Origin of the sequence: Streptomyces sp. WM6372, from assembly GCF_001279655.1 — a bacterium.
In the GTDB taxonomy this organism is placed as follows: Bacteria; Actinomycetota; Actinomycetes; order Streptomycetales; family Streptomycetaceae; genus Streptomyces.
The window spans coordinates 59,952-77,222 of record NZ_LGDB01000192.1 but is presented as its reverse complement, the minus strand read 5'-3'; the positions used below and the strand labels follow the sequence as shown (position 1 = coordinate 77,222).

The window sequence follows — 17,271 nt, the reverse complement described above, 5'->3', positions numbered from 1 at the left end:
CCCCCGACACGCCCACGGCGGACCCGCAGCCGCCCACGCCTGCGGAAGCGGCGCAGCCGGAGGCCGCCGAAGGCGGGGCCCCCTCCGCCGAACCCGCGGGAGCGGAAGCGGCGCAGCCCCAGCCGGCCGACCGGGCATCCGGCGAAGCCGCGGGGGCGGAAGCGGCGCAGCCCCAGCCGGCCGACCGGGCATCCGGCGAAGCCGCGGGGGCGGAAGCGGCGCAGCCTCAGCCGGCCGTCCGGACCGCTCCCGACGCCGGCGTAACCGGAGCCGCGGAGCCGGAGGCCGCCGGAGGCGGGCAGGAGCGCTCCGGCGGAGCCGGGAGCGGGGGGCCGGGGGCGGAGCCCCCGGTTTCGGGAAGGGGCGGGGTGGGAGAAAGCCCCGCAGGGACGCGCACGGCCGACCGGCCCGCCGACCCCGATGCGACCGCACCCGGCGCACCGGAGGCCGAGGACGGCGCGGCGCCGGAGGCAACCGCGGGGGCCGCAGACGAGGTACCCGACGGGCCGGAAAGCGACCGCGACACGTCGCAGGAGGCGGCGGCGGAGGCCGCAGACGGCACGGCGCCGGAGCCGGGGGCCGAGGCTGCAGCTGCGGAGCCAGGGGCTGCGGAGCCGGCGCTGAGTGAGGCCGCCGCCGAGCTGGCCGCGCAGAAGGTGGAGCGGGAGCGGATCGCCCGCCGGAAGGCGGAGCGGCAGGGGCCCGTCGACGCCGGAGCCAAGCTCAGCGGGAAGGCCGCCGACCTGCTGGCCGCCGTACGGGCCGTGGAGAGCGGGGAGAAGCCCTCCCCGGTGTACTTCGACGAGGCCCCCACCGCCCCCCGCCGGGCCCCGGAGGCTCCCGCGGCCCCGCGACCCGTGCGGCCCGCCGCCCCGGCCCCGGCCCCGACCGCCGCCGGCATCGACGGCGTGCGCGCCGTGCTCACCCGCGGCGGCGCCCCCGAGGCGCTGGCCGTCCCGGCCGCCACCACCCTCGGCGAGGACGCCGCCGACCAGCTCGCCCACGACCCCTGGCGGCTCCTCGCCGTCGCCGGCGTCCGCCCCGCCCAGGCCGACGGCTTCGCCCGGGCCCTCCTCGGCCCCGACGCCGGTCCCGGCGACGAGCGGCGTGCCGCCGCCCTCGTGGGCTGGCTGCTGGAGCAGGCCGCGCTCAAGGGGCACACCGCCCTGGAGGCCCCCACCCTCGAAGCCGCCCTGGCCCAGTACGGCGTCCCGGACCCCGCCGAGTCCCTGGAACAGGCCATCGGCGAGGGCGCCGTCCTGGTGTTCCAGGAGCCGATCGGCCCGCCCGCCGCCGAAGGCGAGGAGCAGCCCGTCCGCGTGCTCGTCGGCCTGGAGGGGTACGCGCTGGCCGAGGAGAGCCTGGCCGACGGCCTGGCCCGGCTGGCCAACACCTTCGACGGCCCGGCGGACTGGGAGAAGGCCGCCACCGGCCCCGGCGCCGAGCTGATCCGCGCCGTCTCCGGCCACGGCCTGGTCACCCACACCGGCGGCGAGGCGGCCCGCGCCGAACCGCTGGCCCTGCTGGCGGCCGCCCGCGACCAGGGCCTGCGCGTATGCCTGGCCGCCCACACCCCGGCGCACGGCGCCGTCACCGCCCGGGACCTGCTCTCCGGCGCCGCCGGGCCCGGCCGGGACGCCGACGGGCAGTTCGCCGTGGACCTGCTCGTGGTCCTCGACGCCCCGCAGCTGGACGTGGAGACCGCCGCCGCGCTCGTCGAGTCCGTCCCCGACGGGGCCCGCCTGGTGCTCTCCGGGGACCCCGGGGTGCTCGGATCCGCCGGGCCCGGCCGGGTGTTCGGCGATGTCCTGGCGGCCCGCGCCTGCCCGCAGCTGGTCTCCCGCACCCCCGACCCGGGCCCGATCGGCGAACTCGTCTCGGGCATCGGCGTCGGAGAGCTGAACCAGGTCGACGCCCCCGGCAAGGAGGTCGTCATCGTCCCGGTGCGCGACGCCGGCGAGGCCGTCCACCGCGCCGTGCAGCTGGTGGCCGAGTCCGTACCGCGGGCCTTCGGGATCCCGGCGGACGCGGTCCAGGTCATCACCCCCGGCCACGGCGGCTCGGCGGGCACGAGGGCGCTGAACGCGGCCCTCAAGGAGCGGCTGAACCCCGGCCCCGGCCGGTTCGGCGGCTTCGACCCCGGCGACCGCGTCGTGCACGTGCCCTCGCCCGGGCGGGCCGTGGCGGCCCGGGTCGTGTCGGCCGACGCGCAGGGGCTGCACCTGGACGCCGCCGGCGCGCGGATCGTCGTACCGAAGGAACAGGTCGAGTCGCAGGTGCGGCACGGCTGGGCGGTGACGGCGCACCAAGCCGTCGGCGCGCGCTGGCCGGCCGCGGTCGTCGTCCTGCCCGGAGACGCGGCGCAGGCGCTGTCCCGGGACTGGGTGTACACGGCGTTCGGCCGGGCGGAGCGCCACCTGTCCGTGGTGCACGGCGTCGACCAGGCGCTGCCGCGCGCCGTCGCCGAGGTACTGCCGAAGCCGCGTACGACCCGGCTGACCGGCCTGCTGCGGGCGCTCGTGGCGGCGGCGCGGGACCAGCCGGAGTGACGCCGGAGTGACCCGCACGCACTGCGGCCCCCGCCCTTCGGGGACGGGGGCCGCGGTGTCGTGCGTGCGGACCGGGACCGGGCCGGGGTCAGGCCGGGGTCAGGCCGGGCCGCGCCGCCTGGCCGCCCGCGGCAGCGTCTTCCTCGTCCTCGTCCTCGTCGAAATCGTCGGCCTCCTCGTCGAAGACGGAGCTGACGTCGAAGCGGTGCAGTACGTCCTGCGGATCGGTGTGCCCGAAGGGCGAGCCCAGCCACTCCCCCGGTTCCGCCACCTCCTCCGAGGCCGCGATCCAGAGCGTGGAGTCCCCCTCCTCCAGGCCGAACTCCTTGTAGCGGGAGGCGATCTCGTCGGGCTCGTACTCCCCGAAGAGCACGCCCAGCGCACCCGCGGTGCCGCCGTCGAAGGCGAGCTCGGCCTCCCGGTCGTGCGCGGCGACGCGCTCGGCCTGGGCGATCAGCCGCGGCGGTTCGACGACGGCGTAGTCACGGCGGATGAGCACGCTGAAGGCGGCGGGCTCGGCGGGTCCGGTGTACGGGACGCCGTCCTCGGGCGTGGGGATCTCGAACGGGGTGACCTCGTCGTAGCGGTCGTAGAGGAGCTCGTCGTACTCCTCGGCGGCGGCGGCGAGTTCGTTGAAGGCGGCGTAGACGGCCGGGTCCTCGTCCCCGATCCTGCTCTCGACCGCGGCGAGGTGGCGGTCGAGCGCGGCCTTGACCGCCTCGGCGGCGGCGCGTACCTCGGCAACACTGGGCAGAGCGGCATCAGACATAGTGCAGACGCTATCCGTAGCAGGGCTCTGCCCGCACAATAGATGCGATGCCGGAATACGAATTTGTCGACGTGTACGTGCCCCGCGGTGTGCCCCGCAAGGAGGCGACCCGCCTGCTCACCGACCATGCCGAGTACGGGAACTGGGAGATCGACCGGCTGGCCCTGTACCGGGACGGCAGTCGCCGGGTGCGGCTGCGCCGGAGGATCATCCGTCAGGTCCGCGCCACCTGGTGACGTGGGACGGCTGACGCGGGCCCCGGTCGGGGCCCGCGTCGTACGGCTGCCGCCCCTCAGGCCGCGCTGCGGGCGCGCCGGTAGAGCACGGCGCCGGCCAACAGCGTGCCGGCCGCGAGCGGAAGGCCCACGCCGAGGACGTCTCCCGCGCCGGTGGCGGCGAGCCCGGCGTGCTGGGCCGGAGCGATCCCCTGGCCGGGGTGGGTGACGGGAGTGACACCGCCCGTGCCGGGCCCGGTGGGTCCGCCGGGAAGCCCGGGGGTGCCCGGGGTCCCGGGAGTTCCCGGCTGACCGGGATTGCCGGGCATGCCCGGAGTGCCGGGCTGGCCGGGGTTGCCGGGGGTTCCGGGGTTCCCAGGCTGGCCGGGCGTACCCGGGTTGCCGGGCTGGCCGGGGTTGCCGGGCGTACCCGGAGTGCCGGGCTGGCCGGGAGTGCCGGGGTTGCCCGGGTGGCCGGGAGTACCGGGCTGACCCGGAGTACCGGGGTTGCCGGGGTGACCCGGAGTGCCGGGGTGGCCGGGAGTGCCCGGGTTTCCGGGGAACCCGGGGTGACCCGGGTGGTGCGGTTCGTCCTCGTCGCACGGCTCGTCCGGCTCCTCGGGCTCGCCCGGGTGGCCGGGGTTGCCCGGGTGGCCTGGAGTGCCCGGGTGACCGGGGTGGTTCGGCGTGGCCGAGTCGCTGGAACACCGGTTCCCGAAGGCCGGGTTGAGCAGCCCCACCACCGAGACGGTGTTGCCGCAGACGTTCACCGGAGCGTCCACGGGTACGTGGTCGGAGTTGCCCGACGCCACGCCCGGAGAGCTCACGGCATGGCCGGACGTGCCGGAGTCCGCGTGCGCGTAACCCCCACCCAGCGCGAGCACGCCCCCCGCCGCCGCCATGGTGATCAGGGTCTTCCTGGTGACCGCTGCCTGTCGTCGCATTGTGTTTGTCCCCCTGCGCTGTAAGAACAGCCGGGCCTTTAAAGCCCGGCGGCCCCGGAGCGCTGGAATGCGCTCCGGGGCCCAAGACTTCAGAAACGTCAGGCGTTGACGCAGGTGTTGCCGAAAGCCGGGTTCAGCAGGCCGATCACGTTGATCGTGTTACCGCAGACGTTCACGGGAACGTGGACGGGGACCTGGACGACGTTCCCGGACAGGACGCCCGGGGAGCCGATGGCCGCACCCTGCGCACCCGCGTCGGCGGCGGCGATGCCCGCACCCGCGAGAACCAGACCACCGGTGGCAGCCGCAGCGGCGACAACCTTCTTCAGCATGAGTTCCTCCTAGTTGGCAATGCGGTCCCAGCCGCGGACCGCACCACCTGTAACGAGGAGGCATCACCAGGGCTACGAGCGTATGAGTGCATTCACTCTTCCCAGTGAGAAACGCACACCTTCCCGATTCTCAGCAGTTGTCGATGAATCGGTCCAGCACGCGCACACCGAACTTCAGCCCGTCGACCGGCACCCGCTCGTCCACGCCGTGGAACATCCCGGCGAAATCCAGCTCCGGCGGCAGCTGCAGCGGGGCGAAGCCGAAGCAGCGGATGCCGAGGTCGTCGAAGGACTTCGCGTCCGTACCGCCGGAGAGCATGTACGGGACCGCGCGCGCGATCGGGTCCTCGGCCTTGAGCGCGCTCTGCATGGCGTCGACGAGCTTCCCGTCGAAGTCCGTCTCCAGGGCCCTGTCCCCGTGCACGTCCTCGTACTTCACCCGCGGCCCGAGGATCCGGTCGAGGTCGGCGAAGAACTCGTCCTCGTAGCCGGGCAGGAAGCGGCCGTCGACGTGCGCGGTGGCCTGGCCGGGGATGACGTTGACCTTGTAGCCGGCGCCGAGCATGGTCGGGGCGGCGGAGTTGCGCAGGGTCGCGCCGACCATCTTGGCGATGCCGCCGAGCTTGGCCAGCGTCGCGTCCATGTCGTCCGGGTCGAGCGGGGTGCCGAGCGCGTCCGAGAGCTCGTCCAGGAAGCTCCGTACGGTCTTGGTGACCCTCACCGGCCACTGGTGGCGGCCGAGCCGGCCCACGGCCTCGCACAGCTCCGTGATGGCGTTGTCGTTGTTCGTCATCGAGCCGTGGCCCGCGGTGCCCTCCACCGTGAGCCGCATCCAGTGCATGCCCTTCTGGGCGGTCTCCACCAGGTACAGCCGCAGGTTCTCGTTGACGGTGAACGAGAAGCCGCCGACCTCGCCGATCGCCTCGGTGACCCCGTCGAAGAGCCCGGGGTGCTTGTCCACGAGGTGCCGGGCCCCGTAGACGCCGCCCGCCTCCTCGTCGGCGAGGAAGGCCAGCACGATGTCCCGCGGGGGCTTGCGGCCGCTGCGCAGCCGGTCGCGCACGACGGCCAGCGTCATCGCGTCCATGTCCTTCATGTCGACGGCGCCGCGGCCCCACACGCAGCCGTCGGCGATCTCGCCCGAGAAGGGGTCGTGCGTCCAGTCCGCGGCGTTGGCCGGGACCACGTCGGTGTGCCCGTGGATCAGCAGCGCCGGCCGCGACGGGTCCTCCCCCTCGATGCGCGCGACGGTCGAGGCGCGCCCCTTGTGGGACTCGAAGATCTGCGGCTCCAGTCCGACCTCGGCGAGCTTCTCCGCGACCCACTCGGCCGCCTTGCGCTCCCCGGGACCGGAGTGGTCCCCGTAGTTGCTGGTGTCGATCCGGATGAGGTCCCGGCAGAGGTCGACGACCTCGTCCTCGCCCGAGACGGTCCTGCCCGCGCTCGACTCGCTCACGCTGCTTCCTCCCACTGATCGGTACCGACTGCTTCCCCATCCTCCCGCTTCGCCCGGCTCCGCCCAAGGGCGATCCTCGGCCGACGGGGGGTGTGATCGAGGACCCCGGAATGTTTGGTAATGTTTTCCACGTCGGAACGGCCCGCGAGGGACGCGAGACAGACACCTTGTCCGGGTGGCGGAATGGCAGACGCGCTAGCTTGAGGTGCTAGTGCCCTTTATCGGGCGTGGGGGTTCAAGTCCCCCCTCGGACACAGAGCGAGAACCCCACTTCGGTGGGGTTCTCGGCGTTTGGGGCCCTTTCCGCGCCGGGCTACCCTGAAGGCGTGATCGAGAACCTGCCACCGTGCCCGAAATGCTCCTGTGCGTACACCTACGAGATGAACGCCCTCGTGGTGTGCCCCGAGTGCGGCCACGAATGGGTTCCCGCCGAGGGCGGTGCGCAGGCCGGCGAGGGCTCCGGGGAGAAGGTCGTCAAGGACGCGGTGGGTAATGTGCTCAGCGACGGCGACAGCGTGACCGTGGTGAAGGCGCTCAAGGTCAAGGGCAGCCCGTCCGGGATCAAGGCGGGCACGAAGGTGCGCAACATCCGGCTCATCGACGGCGTGGACGGCCACGACATCGACTGCAGGATCGAGGGCTTCGGTGCCATGCAGCTGAAGTCCAGCGTGGTCAAGAAGGCCTGATCCACGGCCCCCACGGCGCCCGACGGCCCCACGGCAACGAGAAGGACCCCGCCCTCGGGCGGGGTCCTTCTCCGTTCGGTGCGCGGCCGGGACGCGGTCAGCGGTTCGCGGCGATCTCCGCCACGCGGCGGCGGACCAGGAACCAGCCGCCGACGAGCGCGGCCCCGATGACGGGGACGCACAGGACAGTGGTGCGGCCGACGCCGCCGTCGCACCACATCAGGACCAGCACGGCGACCAGGAACACCAGCGTGACGATCTGCGTGTACGGGGCCCAGGGCAGGCGGTAGGAGGGGCGCTCCAGGCTGCCCTCCTGCGCGCGGCGCCAGAAGAAGAGCGAGCAGATCATGACCATGCCCCAGGTGCCGAGGATGCCCAGCGAGGCGAAGTTCAGGACGAGCTCGAAGGCGTCCTTCGGCATCAGGTAGTTCAGGCCGACGCCGGCGAGGCCGAAGGCGGCCGTGAAGAGCACGCCGCCGTAGGGGACCTTGCCCTTGTTCATGCGGGCGGTGAACTTCGGAGCGGAGCCCGACATGGCCATCGAGCGCAGGATGCGGCCGGTGGAGTAGAGCCCGGAGTTCAGGCTGGAGAGCGCCGCGGTCAGGACGACCAGGTTCATGACGCCGGCGGCGCCGGGGATGCCCAGCTTGTCGAAGACGGTGACGAAGGGGCTCTGGTCGGAGGAGTACGAGGTGTACGGGAGCAGCAGTGCGAGCAGGATCACCGAGCCGACGTAGAAGAGGCCGACGCGCCACATGATCGAGTTGATCGCCTTCGGCATGATCTTCTCGGGGTTCTCGGTCTCGCCCGCGGCGACTCCGCACAGCTCGACGGAGGCGTACGCGAAGACCACGCCCTGGAGCAGCAGGAGCATCGGCAGCATGCCGGACGGGAAGATGCCGCCGTTGTCGGTGATCGAGGAGAGGCCCGGGGTGTGGCCGCCGATGTCGTGGCTGGTGGCGACCAGGTAGATGCCGACGAGCAGGAAGATGCCCAGGGCGGCGACCTTGACGAGGGAGAACCAGAACTCCATCTCGCCGAAGTACTTCACCGAGATCAGGTTCGCGGTGAGGACCACGGCGAGGGCGATCAGGGCCAGGATCCACTGGGGGACGCTGGTGAACATGGACCAGAAGTGGGCGTAGGTCGCGGCGGCGGTGATGTCGGCCACGGTGGTCGTGGACCAGTTCAGGAAGTACAGCCAGCCGGCCGTGTAGGCACCCTTCTCCCCCATGAACTCGCGCGCGTAGGAGACGAACGCGCCGGAGGAGGGCCGGTAGAGCACGAGCTCGCCGAGGGCGCGGACGACGAAGAAGGCGAAGATGCCGCACACCGCGTAGGCGATCGCGAGGGAGGGGCCCGCGTTGGCGAGCCGTCCGCCGGCGCCGAGGAACAGGCCGGTGCCTATCGCCCCGCCGATCGCGATCATGTTGATGTGGCGGGACTTGAGGTCCTTGCTGTAGCCCTCGTCACCGGCGTCGACGTGGCGGGAGGACGCCGGGGCGGGGGCCTCGGTCAAGGTGCGGTCACTCATGTAGGACTTCGCCTTCGTGGGTGGGACGGCAGGCCCGGACCGCCGTGCAGGGGAGCTGGGTGGTGTCACCTGTGCGGGGTTCCGGTGGTTTTTGTCGCCCCAGGAGACCATGAGCCCCGGCGATGGCCAAAACCCGGCCTCCCCACGCGGAAGCCCCCGGCGACCATGGAAACGGGCGCCGGGGGCTTCGTACGGGCTGGAAAGCGAGGCGGTACGGGGTTTTCGCGGGGGTCGGCCGCCGGGGCCGGTCGCGGGGGCCGTCGCCGGGGTCGGGCGCCCGCGCTCAGGCGTCGGGCTCAGTCGCGGGGGCCGGACTCCGCGGCCTGGTCGAGGCGGAAGGCCTCGTTCCCGAGACCGATGCGGGCGTGCACCTCGGGGCGGCGGCCGCGCAGGACGGCCCCGTACACCAGTCCGCCCACGACGGCGGCGCCGATGATCCCGGGCAGGACCCAGCTGAGCGCGGAGCCCTTCTCGGCGCCGACCAGGACGTCGAAGTCCTTCAGCGTGTAGACGGCGATGCCGAGCAGGGCGATCCCGGCGGCGCCCGCCGCGACGAGCCGCCAGACCTGGGCGCCCGCGGTGCCGCGGCGGACGAAGAACGCGATGACGGCGAAGGAGGCGGCCGCCATGAGGAGGGTCACGCCGAGGGCGCCGACGTTGCCCATCCAGGTGAACAGGTGCAGGACGGGCGTGGTGGGGTCCCCGGCCGGCTTGTCGTCCGTGAGGGCGAAGGCGAGGACGACGAGGGTGGAGATGACCGTCTGGAGGAGCGAGCCGGTGGCGGGGGCGCCGGTGCCCGCGCTGGTCCGGCCGAAGGCGGCCGGGAGCAGGCCCTCGCGGCCCATGGCGAAGGCGTAGCGGGCCACGACGTTGTGGAAGCTGAGCATGGCGGCGAACATGCCGGTCACGAACAGGACGTGCAGGACGTCGGTGAAGGTGGCGCCCAGGCGGCCCTCGGTGAGCTGGAAGAGCAGGCCGGGGCCGGCTTCCGCGGAGGTCTTGACGACCTCGGAGGGACCGGTGGCGACGGTGAGGGCCCAGGCGCTGAACGCGAAGAAGAGGGCGACGAAGCCGACGGCCAGGAACATCACGCGGGAGACGACGATGTGGGGCTTGCTGGTCTCCTCGGCGTAGACCGGGGACTGTTCGAAGCCGACGAAGGCCGCGATGCAGAAGCACAGGGCCGTGCCGAGGCCGGGACCGCTCAGGGTCTCGGGGTTGAAGGCGTGCAGCGAGATGCCTTCGGCGCCGGGCTTGCCGAGCGCCGCGATGTCGAAGATGACGACGAGGACGACCTCGATGAGGAGGAGGACGCCGAGGACCTTGGCGTTGAGGTCGATCTTGAGCCAGCCGAGCGCGCCGGTGACGGCGACGGCCGCCAGGGCCGGTATCCACCAGGCGAGGTCGGTGTGGAGGTACGTGGCGAAGAGGCCGGAGATCTCGAAGCCGAGGATGCCGTAGACGCCGACCTGCATGGCGCTGTACGCGACGAGGGCGACGAACGAGGCGCCGGCGCCCGCGGTGGGACCGAGGCCGCGGGCGATGTACGCGTAGAAGGCGCCGGCGTTGTGGACGTGCCGGCTCATCTCGGCGTAGCCGATGCTGAAGAGCGCGAGCACGACGCCGAGGATCACGAACAGCAGGGGCTGGCCGACGATGCCCATGACGCCGAAGGTGGTCGGCATCACGCCGGCGACCACCATCAGGGGCGCGCTGGCGGCGAGTACGGAGAGGAGCAGTCCGGCCGTGCCGAGGCGGTCGGCGCGCAGGGCGCGGTCCTGGCCCTTGTAGGTGCGGATCTCGGGCGCGGTGCTGAGCGTGGTGGATCTGCCCGTCGCCATGGCGGGGTGTCCTTTCGGGGAAGGTCGGGGGAAGGTCGTGCGGAGCGGGGGTGCTGTGCGGCCCCGCCGCGTCAGGCCGTGCCGAGCGCGGCGCTGCGGGCGGCGAGGAAGGCCTTGTGCGGGTCGAGGTCGGGATAGGACCAGGGGGCGGGCGTGGCGTGGCTGCCGATGCGGTGGAAGAGGGCGGCGGCCTCGGCCGGGCGGCCCTCGCAGAGCTTGGCGTGGGCCAGGAAGTTGAGGTCGACCCGGTTGCGGGGGTGGTCCTCGCGTTCCCACTCCAGCCACCAGTCGAAGGCGGAGCGCAGGACCTGGCGGGCGCGGCGGCTCGACCAGTGGGCGGCGGCCCCGTCGGGGGTGCGGCCCTGGGTGGCGGCGAGCACCCGGTAGCGCTCGGCGTGGGCGATGACCGGCAGGACCGCGAGCGGGGAGTCGGCCGGGGACTCCTCGGCGGCCCAGGCGGCGAAGTCGTAGACCTCGTGGAGCGGGTCGTGGCCGGAGGCGGGGGTGTGTTCGGCCAGTCTGGCGACCATCAGGTGGTGGGCGTGGTGGTGCTCGCGGTGGCGGGCCCGGACCTGGTCGAAGTGGCGGCTGAACTCCTCCTCGCTGCCGAAGGCCCGGGTGAGCATGAGCAGCCCCAGCCAGGGGGTGGGGTCGGCGGGGAGCAGGGCGGCGGCCCGGCGGCAGGCCTCCTCGGCGGCCTCGGGCGTGCCCTTGCGGCGCAGGGCGGTGAAGACGGCGGCGCAGGCGAGGAGGGTGGCGGCGTCGGGGCTCTCGGGTTCGGCGAGCAGCCATTCGCGGGCCCAGGCGGTGGCGGCCGGGGTCTCGGCGAGGACGACGAGGCGGTGGCCGCGACGGTCCCAGTCGTCGCCGGTGGCGACGAGGAGGGAGCGGGCCCTGGCCCAGCGGCCCTGGGTGAACTGGGCTCGTACGTCGACCAGTTCGGCGTCGCACAGGGCCGGGTCGAAGAGCTGGGCGTCCCGCTTGCGGGCGCGGCCGAGGGGCGGCGGAGGCGGGGACATCCGCGGGTTTCCCTCCAGAACACGGGCGCGGGCGGACGGTTTGGCTGGATGATCACGCACAGCAAAGCGGTAGGCACAGCTCCGCGTCAAGGTCCAGTCCACTGCGTGGCGCGTTTCAACTGGTGCGAGCACGCGGACAGTTGGCGCGTTTCCACACCTTCACGGCCACCGCGGCGGCGCAGACCTCGACGACGGGTCGGCCGGCCGGGTCCTCGCGGAACGCTTCCGCGCCGTCGAGCGTCTGCCGCGGCCCGGCCGGGCATCCCCCTCCAGGGGTGTCTAGCCCACCGCCTTGGCCGCGGCGCGGCCCGCCGCGCGGCCCGAGAAGATGCAGCCGCCGAGGAAGGTGCCCTCCAGGGCGCGGTAGCCGTGGACCCCGCCGCCGCCAAAGCCGGCCGCCTCGCCCGCCGCGTACAGGCCGGGCAGCGGCTCGCCGGACCCGGTGAGGACCCGGGAGGACAGGTCGGTCTCCAGGCCGCCCAGGGACTTGCGGGTCAGGACGGAGAGCCGTACGGCGATCAGCGGGCCCGCCTTCGGGTCGAGGATCCGGTGCGGGGCGGCGGTGCGGATCAGCTTGTCGCCGAGGTACTTGCGGGCGCCGTGGATGGCCGTCACCTGGAGGTCCTTGGTGAAGGGGTTGGCGATCTCCCGGTCCCGGGCCACGACCTCCCGGCGGACGGTCTCCTCGTCGAGCAGGCCCTCCTTGGTGACCGCGTTCATGCCGCGCACCAGCGAGGCGAGGTCGCGTTCGACGACGAAGTCCGCGCCGTGCTCCATGAAGGCCTTCACCGGCCCCGGTACGGCCTGCCGCGCCCGGTCGATGACGTCACGGACCGACTTGCCGGTCAGGTCCGGGTTCTGCTCGGAGCCCGAGAGTCCGAACTCCTTGCCGATGATGCGCTGGTTGAGGACGAACCAGGTGTGGTCGTGGCCGGTCTTCATGATGTGGTCGAGGGTGCCGAGGGTGTCGAACCCGGGGAAGAGCGGTACGGGCAGCCGCTTGCCGGTGGCGTCCAGCCAGAGCGAGGACGGGCCGGGCAGGATGCGGATGCCGTGCCGGGACCAGATCGGGTTCCAGTTCGCGATGCCCTCGGTGTAGTGCCACATCCGGTCCTTGTTGATGTGGCTGGCCCCGGCCTCCTCCGCGATGCCGAGCATCAGGCCGTCCACGTGCGCCGGGACCCCGGAGAGCATCCGCTGCGGCGGGGTGCCGAGCCGGGCCGGCCACTGCTTGCGCACGAGGTCGTGGTTGCCGCCGATGCCGCCGCTGGTCACGATCACCGCCTGGGCCCGGAGGGAGAAGGCCCCGGTGCTCTCGCGGCCGCTCGCGGTGCCTCGTACGGCGTCGGAGGGCTCCAGGACCTCGCCCGTCACGGTGTCCAGGGCGCCGGCCGTGCGGGCGATTCCGGTGACCCGGTGGCGGAAGCGGAGCTGGACCAGGCCGCGGGCCACCCCGGCGCGGACGCGCCGCTCGAAGGGGGCGACGAGGCCCGGCCCGGTGCCCCAGGTGATGTGGAAGCGGGGAACGGAATTGCCGTGGCCGTTCGCGTCGTAGCCACCGCGTTCGGCCCAGCCGACCACCGGGAAGAAGCGGACGCCCTGGGCGTGCAGCCAGGGCCGCTTCTCGCCGGCCGCGAAGTCGACGTACGCCTCGGCCCACCGGCGCGGCCAGGCGTCCTCCTCGCGGTCGAAACCGGCGGTGCCGCGCCAGTCCTGGAGGGCGAGCTCACGGGTGTCCTTGATCCGCATCCGCCGCTGTTCGGGCGAGTCGACGAAGAACAGCCCGCCGAAGGACCAGTGCGCCTGGCCGCCGATCGACTGCTCGGGCTCCTGGTCGAGCAGGATGACCTTGCGGCCCGCGTCGACGAGCTCGGCGGTGGCCACGAGGCCGGCGAGCCCCGCACCGATCACGATCACGTCTGCGTCGTACGTCATGGCGAACCCGTCCTCCGGTCGGTGGTGGGGCAGATCCTTGGCTACGGAGCGGTAACCAGTCAACAGCGGTGGTTGGATGAGCCGTGTGAGTGCTGCTGATGAGGTACTGGACGTGGTGGACCGGGACGACCGGGTGACCGGGCGGGCGCCGCGGGGCGAGGTGTACGCGGGCGGACTGCTCCACCGGTGCGTGTTCGTGCAGGCCAGGGACGCGCTGGGGCGGATCTTCGTGCACCGGCGGACGGCGACGAAGCTGGTCTTCCCGTCCGCTTACGACATGTTCGTGGGCGGGGTGGTGGGCGCCGGCGAGAGCTACGCCGAGGCCGCGCTGCGCGAAGCCGAGGAGGAGCTGGGCGTGGCCGGGCTGGCGCAGCCGGTGCCGCTGTTCAAGTTCCTGTACGAGGGCCCGGGCGGGGCCTGGTGGTCGTACGTGCACGAGGTGCGCTGCGAGCCGCCGGTACGGCCGCAGGAGTCGGAGGTGGCCTGGCACGCGTGGCTCTCCGAGGAGGAGCTGGCGGGGCGGGTCGCGGACGGGGCCTGGGAATGGGTGCCGGACGGGCTGGAGGCGTACCGGCGGCTGCGCGCGCACCGGGAGTCCCGCCAGTAGATTGACCAGGTGATCGACTTCGTCAAGGACGTGCGCCTCTGGTTCGCGCCGCAGCGGGTGAGGGACGAGGGCGAGACCCCCGACTACCGGTTCTCGCTGGCCAACGAGCGGACCTTCCTGGCCTGGATCCGCACCGCCCTCGCCCTGGTGGGCGGCGGGTTCGCGGTGGACCAGTTCCTGCCGGACCTGCGCTGGGGGGTGCGGGTCGGCATGTCCCTCGCGCTGCTCGCGGTGGGCGCCGCCTGCGCGCTGCGGGCGGTGAACCACTGGGTGCGGTGCGAGCGGGCGATGCGGCGGGGCGAGGACCTGCCGGTCTCCCGGTTCCCGGTGGTGCTGAGCCTGGGGGTGGGGCTGGTCGCGGTGTCGATGATGCTGGTGGTGCTGATGGGCTGGACGAGCGGGCGGTGACGGCCTCCGGCAGGGCGGGCCGCGACGCGGGGCTCCAGCCCGAGCGGACCCGGCTCGCGTGGCGGCGTACGACGCTGGCGTGCTCGGTGACGGCGGTGCTGGCGCTGCGCACGGCGCTGCGCGGGTCGGGCTCGCCGGTGGAGGTGGTCGGGGCCGCGGTGATCGCACTGATCTGGCTGGCCTTCCTGGGGATCGCGCACCGGCGGGTGCGGCAGCTGGCGGCGGACCGGCCGCCGGGGCTCGCTCCCCGGTGGGCGCTGGCGGCGGTGGCCTGCACGGTGGGGCTGGCGGTGTTCGCGGTGGCGGTCATCTTCTGAGCTGCCGATCGGATGATCCGGCTTGTGCGTGCCGATCGGTACACAACAGGCGATAAGGGATGTTCCGCACTAGCCTCGGCGCCATGACGACCATGCACCGGGAACACCCCACGCACGCGCACGCCCACGGCCCCGACTGCGGCCACACCGAGGTGTCCCACGGGGACCACGTCGACTACGCGCACGACGGCCACCTGCACCGCGAGCACGCGGGGCACTGGGACGAGTGCGAGCCCGCGGGGCACGCCGCCCACGAGGACCACGACCATGCCCACGGGCCGGCCTGCGGGCACGAGGCCGTGCGGCACGGCGACCACGTGGACTACGTGCACGACGGGCACCGGCACGCCGAGCACGACGGCCACTACGACGACCACTGACCGCCGCCCGAGTCACCGCCGTCGGCCGACCGGCTGATCCGCGGGCCGACCGGCCGACCCCCGCCCTCCCCCGGCGCCGCCGCGACTGGCAGGATGCTGACCGCTTGTCAGAGCGACCCGGGGAGAGCACTCATGACCGCCGAAGAGCCGTACCTCGTCCAGCCCGCGACCGGGGTGTACGCCTACGTCCAGCCGGACGGGGGCTGGTGCCTGAACAACGCCGGCTTCGTGACCGACGGCGGCCGGACCCTGCTCATCGACACCGCGGCCACCGAGCGGCGGGCCCTGGCCCTGCGCGAGGCGGTCGTGGCGGCCGGGGTGCCGCTGCCGCGCACGGTGGTCAACACCCACCACCACGGCGACCACACGTACGGCAACGCCGTCTTCGCCCCCGAGGCCCTGGTCCTCGGGCACGACAACGCGCGCACGGAGCAGATCGCGGCCGGGCACCAGCTGGAGCTGATCTGGCCGACCACCGACTTCGGCTCGGTCGAGATCACCGCGCCGGACCTCACGTACAACGACCGGATGACCCTCCACCTCGGCGAGACGGAGGTCCAGGTCATCCACCCGGGCGTCGCGCACACCACCGGGGACTCGATCGTGTTCCTGCCGCGGCAGCGGATCGTCTTCACCGGCGACCTGGTCTTCGCCGAGGGCACGCCGTTCCTGGCGATGGGCTCGCTCGCCGGTTCGCTGCGGGCGCTGGAGCTGCTGCGCTCGCTGGGCGCGGAGACCGTCGTACCGGGCCACGGGCCGCTGACGGACCCGTCCGCGTACGAGGCCACCGAGCGCTATCTGCGGTACGTGGCCGAGCTGGCCCGGGAGGGCAGGGCCGAGGGGCTGACCCCGCTGGAGGCGGCGCGGAAGGCCGATCTCGGCGAGTTCGCGGCCTGGCGGGAGAGCGAGCGGCTGGTGGCGAACCTGCACCGGGCGTACGCGGAGCTGGCCGGGGAACCGGAGGGGGAGCCGCTGAACATACTGGCGGTGCTCCAGGACATGACCGTGATGAACGGCGGGACGCCGATCCTGTGTCACGCGTGACGCGCGTGCGGCGGCCGTCCTGATCCGCGTGCGGGCCGGAGGTTTTCCCTCCGGCCCGCACGCGTATGCCCGGCACACTGGACGACATACCGACTGGTCGGCATGATGTCTCTCGTTCGTCCCGTCCCGTTCACTCCGTACGGAGGTGCGCACCATGACCTCAGCGTCAGCGTCAGCGTCCGCTTCGGCCGGCCCCCCGGGCCTCGACCTGGAGCGGCTGCGCGGTCATCTCGGCCGGGCGCGGCCCGGGCTCGTGGCCGGGGCGCTGCGCGGCCGCCTGATCGAAGGAGGCCGGTCGAACCTCACGTACGAGATCACCGACGGGACCGGCCGCTGGGTCGTGCGCCGTCCGCCGCTCGGCCACGTCCTGGCCACGGCGCACGACATGAAGCGCGAGCACCGGGTGATCCGGGCGCTGCACGGCACGGCCGTGCCGGTGCCCGAGCCGGTGCTCCTGTGCGAGGACGAGTCGGTCCTCGGGGCGCCGTTCTACGTGATGGAGTACGTGGAGGGGGTCCCGTACCGGAGCGCCGACCAGCTCGCGGAGCTCGGCCCCGAGCGCACCCGGCGGGCGGTACTGGGCCTGGTGGACACCCTGGTGGACCTGCACGCGGTGGATCCGGAGGCGGTGGGCCTGGGCGACTTCGGCCGGCCCGAGGGCTTCCTCGACCGCCAGCTGCGGCGCTGGGGCAAGCAGCTCGACGCTTCCCGGGGGCGCGAGCTCGCGGGCATCGACGAGCTGCACGCCGCGCTCGGCCGCTCCCTGCCCGCCTCCCCCGCCCCGACCGTGGTGCACGGGGACTTCCGGCTGGACAACGTGCTGATCGGCGGTCCGGACGACACGATCCGGGCGGTGCTGGACTGGGAGATGTCCACGCTCGGCGATCCGCTGACCGACCTCGGGCTGCTGGTGATGTACAGCTCGGACCTGGGGCTGACGGATTCACCGGTCAGCACGACGAGCGGCGCTCCCGGCCACCCGGCTCCGGCCGAGCTGATCGAGCGGTACGCCGCCCGCTCCGGCCGGGACACCGGCGCGATCGCCTGGTACACCGCCTTCGCCTGGTTCAAGCTCGCGGTGATCCTCGAGGGCATCCACTACCGCTACACGCTCGGGCAGACGGTGGGCGCGGGCTTCGACCGGATCGGCGATCTGGTCCCGGTCTTCATCGAGCACGGCCTGACCACCCTGCAGTCCCCTCGTACGTTCCGGAACGGCCAGGAAGGCTGAGACA

At 73.3% G+C, this 17,271-nt stretch carries 17 protein-coding genes and 1 tRNA gene; 10 read left to right on the top strand and 8 right to left on the bottom strand.

The annotated features are described in order from the left end of the window. The first annotated feature begins 368 nt into the window (after nucleotides 1-368). Complete coding sequence (locus ADK52_RS22160) at nucleotides 369-2,549, top strand: ATP-dependent DNA helicase (RefSeq protein ID WP_078988517.1); 2,181 nt, start codon at nucleotides 369-371, stop codon at nucleotides 2,547-2,549. Nucleotides 2,550-2,637: 88 nt separating this feature from the next. Here the strand turns inward: ADK52_RS22160 and ADK52_RS22155 are convergent, their stop codons facing one another. Then, a complete protein-coding gene (locus ADK52_RS22155; protein WP_053691576.1) occupies nucleotides 2,638-3,318 on the bottom strand; it encodes a hypothetical protein in 681 nt (226 codons plus the stop codon). Between the two features lie 47 nt (nucleotides 3,319-3,365). Between ADK52_RS22155 and ADK52_RS22150 the strand changes: the two genes are divergently transcribed. Beyond that, complete coding sequence (locus tag ADK52_RS22150) at nucleotides 3,366-3,554, top strand: DUF5703 family protein (RefSeq protein ID WP_030860319.1); 189 nt, start codon at nucleotides 3,366-3,368, stop codon at nucleotides 3,552-3,554. A 56-nt stretch (nucleotides 3,555-3,610) separates the two neighbouring features. Here the strand turns inward: ADK52_RS22150 and ADK52_RS44830 are convergent, their stop codons facing one another. From ADK52_RS44830 to ADK52_RS22135, 3 genes are all read right to left on the bottom strand, one after another. Then, nucleotides 3,611-4,477: a chaplin gene (locus ADK52_RS44830; protein ID WP_053691575.1), complete on the bottom strand. Its 867-nt coding sequence runs from the start codon at nucleotides 4,475-4,477 to the stop codon at nucleotides 3,611-3,613. A 98-nt stretch (nucleotides 4,478-4,575) separates the two neighbouring features. Beyond that, entirely contained in the window at nucleotides 4,576-4,809 is a 234-nt protein-coding gene (gene chpH, locus ADK52_RS22140) for a chaplin ChpH (RefSeq protein ID WP_053691574.1), read from the bottom strand. 130 nt (nucleotides 4,810-4,939) lie between these two features. Further along, nucleotides 4,940-6,265, bottom strand: a complete 1,326-nt coding sequence (locus ADK52_RS22135; protein WP_053691573.1) for a M20/M25/M40 family metallo-hydrolase — start codon at nucleotides 6,263-6,265, stop codon at nucleotides 4,940-4,942. Between the two features lie 169 nt (nucleotides 6,266-6,434). Here ADK52_RS22135 and ADK52_RS22130 point away from each other — a divergent pair. Then, nucleotides 6,435-6,519 (top strand) — tRNA-Leu (locus ADK52_RS22130). Nucleotides 6,520-6,591: 72 nt separating this feature from the next. Further along, the gene (locus tag ADK52_RS22125; RefSeq protein ID WP_053691572.1) at nucleotides 6,592-6,951 is read left to right on the top strand and encodes a zinc ribbon domain-containing protein YjdM; all 360 of its coding nucleotides are present in this window, start codon (nucleotides 6,592-6,594) and stop codon (nucleotides 6,949-6,951) included. A 97-nt stretch (nucleotides 6,952-7,048) separates the two neighbouring features. On the opposite strand, the gene ADK52_RS22120 is transcribed toward ADK52_RS22125, so the two are convergent. The 4 genes from ADK52_RS22120 to ADK52_RS22105 all read right to left on the bottom strand — a co-directional run bounded on the left by ADK52_RS22120 (nucleotide 7,049) and on the right by ADK52_RS22105 (nucleotide 13,280). After that, nucleotides 7,049-8,485, bottom strand: coding sequence for an amino acid permease (locus tag ADK52_RS22120; protein WP_053691571.1), 1,437 nt, complete (start codon nucleotides 8,483-8,485; stop codon nucleotides 7,049-7,051). Between the two features lie 296 nt (nucleotides 8,486-8,781). Beyond that, the gene (locus ADK52_RS22115; RefSeq protein WP_053691570.1) at nucleotides 8,782-10,326 is read right to left on the bottom strand and encodes an APC family permease; all 1,545 of its coding nucleotides are present in this window, start codon (nucleotides 10,324-10,326) and stop codon (nucleotides 8,782-8,784) included. A 71-nt stretch (nucleotides 10,327-10,397) separates the two neighbouring features. Further along, the gene (locus ADK52_RS22110) at nucleotides 10,398-11,345 is read right to left on the bottom strand and encodes a hypothetical protein (RefSeq protein ID WP_053691569.1); all 948 of its coding nucleotides are present in this window, start codon (nucleotides 11,343-11,345) and stop codon (nucleotides 10,398-10,400) included. Nucleotides 11,346-11,624: 279 nt separating this feature from the next. Then, entirely contained in the window at nucleotides 11,625-13,280 is a 1,656-nt protein-coding gene (locus tag ADK52_RS22105) for an FAD-binding dehydrogenase (RefSeq protein WP_053691568.1), read from the bottom strand. Between the two features lie 85 nt (nucleotides 13,281-13,365). Here ADK52_RS22105 and ADK52_RS22100 point away from each other — a divergent pair, with 85 nt between their 5' ends. The 6 genes from ADK52_RS22100 to ADK52_RS22075 all read left to right on the top strand — a co-directional run bounded on the left by ADK52_RS22100 (nucleotide 13,366) and on the right by ADK52_RS22075 (nucleotide 17,267). Then, nucleotides 13,366-13,887, top strand: coding sequence for an NUDIX domain-containing protein (locus ADK52_RS22100; protein ID WP_053691567.1), 522 nt, complete (start codon nucleotides 13,366-13,368; stop codon nucleotides 13,885-13,887). 9 nt (nucleotides 13,888-13,896) lie between these two features. Next, nucleotides 13,897-14,295 carry a YidH family protein gene (locus tag ADK52_RS22095; RefSeq protein WP_053691566.1) on the top strand — a complete coding sequence of 133 codons (399 nt, stop codon included), beginning with the start codon at nucleotides 13,897-13,899 and terminating at the stop codon, nucleotides 14,293-14,295. Beyond that, nucleotides 14,292-14,612, top strand: coding sequence for a DUF202 domain-containing protein (locus ADK52_RS22090; RefSeq protein WP_053691565.1), 321 nt, complete (start codon nucleotides 14,292-14,294; stop codon nucleotides 14,610-14,612). Before ADK52_RS22095 ends, ADK52_RS22090 begins: the two co-directional genes overlap by 4 nt. A gap of 83 nt (nucleotides 14,613-14,695) precedes the next feature. Beyond that, nucleotides 14,696-14,992 carry a hypothetical protein gene (locus ADK52_RS22085; RefSeq protein WP_053691564.1) on the top strand — a complete coding sequence of 99 codons (297 nt, stop codon included), beginning with the start codon at nucleotides 14,696-14,698 and terminating at the stop codon, nucleotides 14,990-14,992. Between the two features lie 132 nt (nucleotides 14,993-15,124). After that, entirely contained in the window at nucleotides 15,125-16,036 is a 912-nt protein-coding gene (locus ADK52_RS22080) for an MBL fold metallo-hydrolase (protein ID WP_053691563.1), read from the top strand. Between the two features lie 154 nt (nucleotides 16,037-16,190). Further along, nucleotides 16,191-17,267 (top strand): phosphotransferase family protein, encoded by a 1,077-nt coding sequence (locus tag ADK52_RS22075; RefSeq protein ID WP_053691562.1) that lies wholly within the window; start codon nucleotides 16,191-16,193, stop codon nucleotides 17,265-17,267. The last annotated feature ends 4 nt before the right edge of the window (nucleotides 17,268-17,271 follow it).

What these genes read in the sequence shown, in the direction of transcription:
- ADK52_RS22155 (WP_053691576.1), bottom strand. Translation starts at nt 3,318, where the DNA reads ATGTCTGATGCCGCTCTGCCCAGTGTTGCCGAGGTACGCGCCGCCGCC.
- ADK52_RS22150 (WP_030860319.1), top strand. Translation starts at nt 3,366, where the DNA reads ATGCCGGAATACGAATTTGTCGACGTGTACGTGCCCCGCGGTGTGCCC.
- ADK52_RS44830 (WP_053691575.1), bottom strand. Translation starts at nt 4,477, where the DNA reads ATGCGACGACAGGCAGCGGTCACCAGGAAGACCCTGATCACCATGGCG.
- chpH (WP_053691574.1), bottom strand. Translation starts at nt 4,809, where the DNA reads ATGCTGAAGAAGGTTGTCGCCGCTGCGGCTGCCACCGGTGGTCTGGTT.
- ADK52_RS22120 (WP_053691571.1), bottom strand. Translation starts at nt 8,485, where the DNA reads ATGAGTGACCGCACCTTGACCGAGGCCCCCGCCCCGGCGTCCTCCCGC.
- ADK52_RS22115 (WP_053691570.1), bottom strand. Translation starts at nt 10,326, where the DNA reads ATGGCGACGGGCAGATCCACCACGCTCAGCACCGCGCCCGAGATCCGC.
- ADK52_RS22110 (WP_053691569.1), bottom strand. Translation starts at nt 11,345, where the DNA reads ATGTCCCCGCCTCCGCCGCCCCTCGGCCGCGCCCGCAAGCGGGACGCC.
- ADK52_RS22105 (WP_053691568.1), bottom strand. Translation starts at nt 13,280, where the DNA reads ATGACGTACGACGCAGACGTGATCGTGATCGGTGCGGGGCTCGCCGGC.
- ADK52_RS22085 (WP_053691564.1), top strand. Translation starts at nt 14,696, where the DNA reads ATGACGACCATGCACCGGGAACACCCCACGCACGCGCACGCCCACGGC.
- ADK52_RS22080 (WP_053691563.1), top strand. Translation starts at nt 15,125, where the DNA reads ATGACCGCCGAAGAGCCGTACCTCGTCCAGCCCGCGACCGGGGTGTAC.
- ADK52_RS22075 (WP_053691562.1), top strand. Translation starts at nt 16,191, where the DNA reads ATGACCTCAGCGTCAGCGTCAGCGTCCGCTTCGGCCGGCCCCCCGGGC.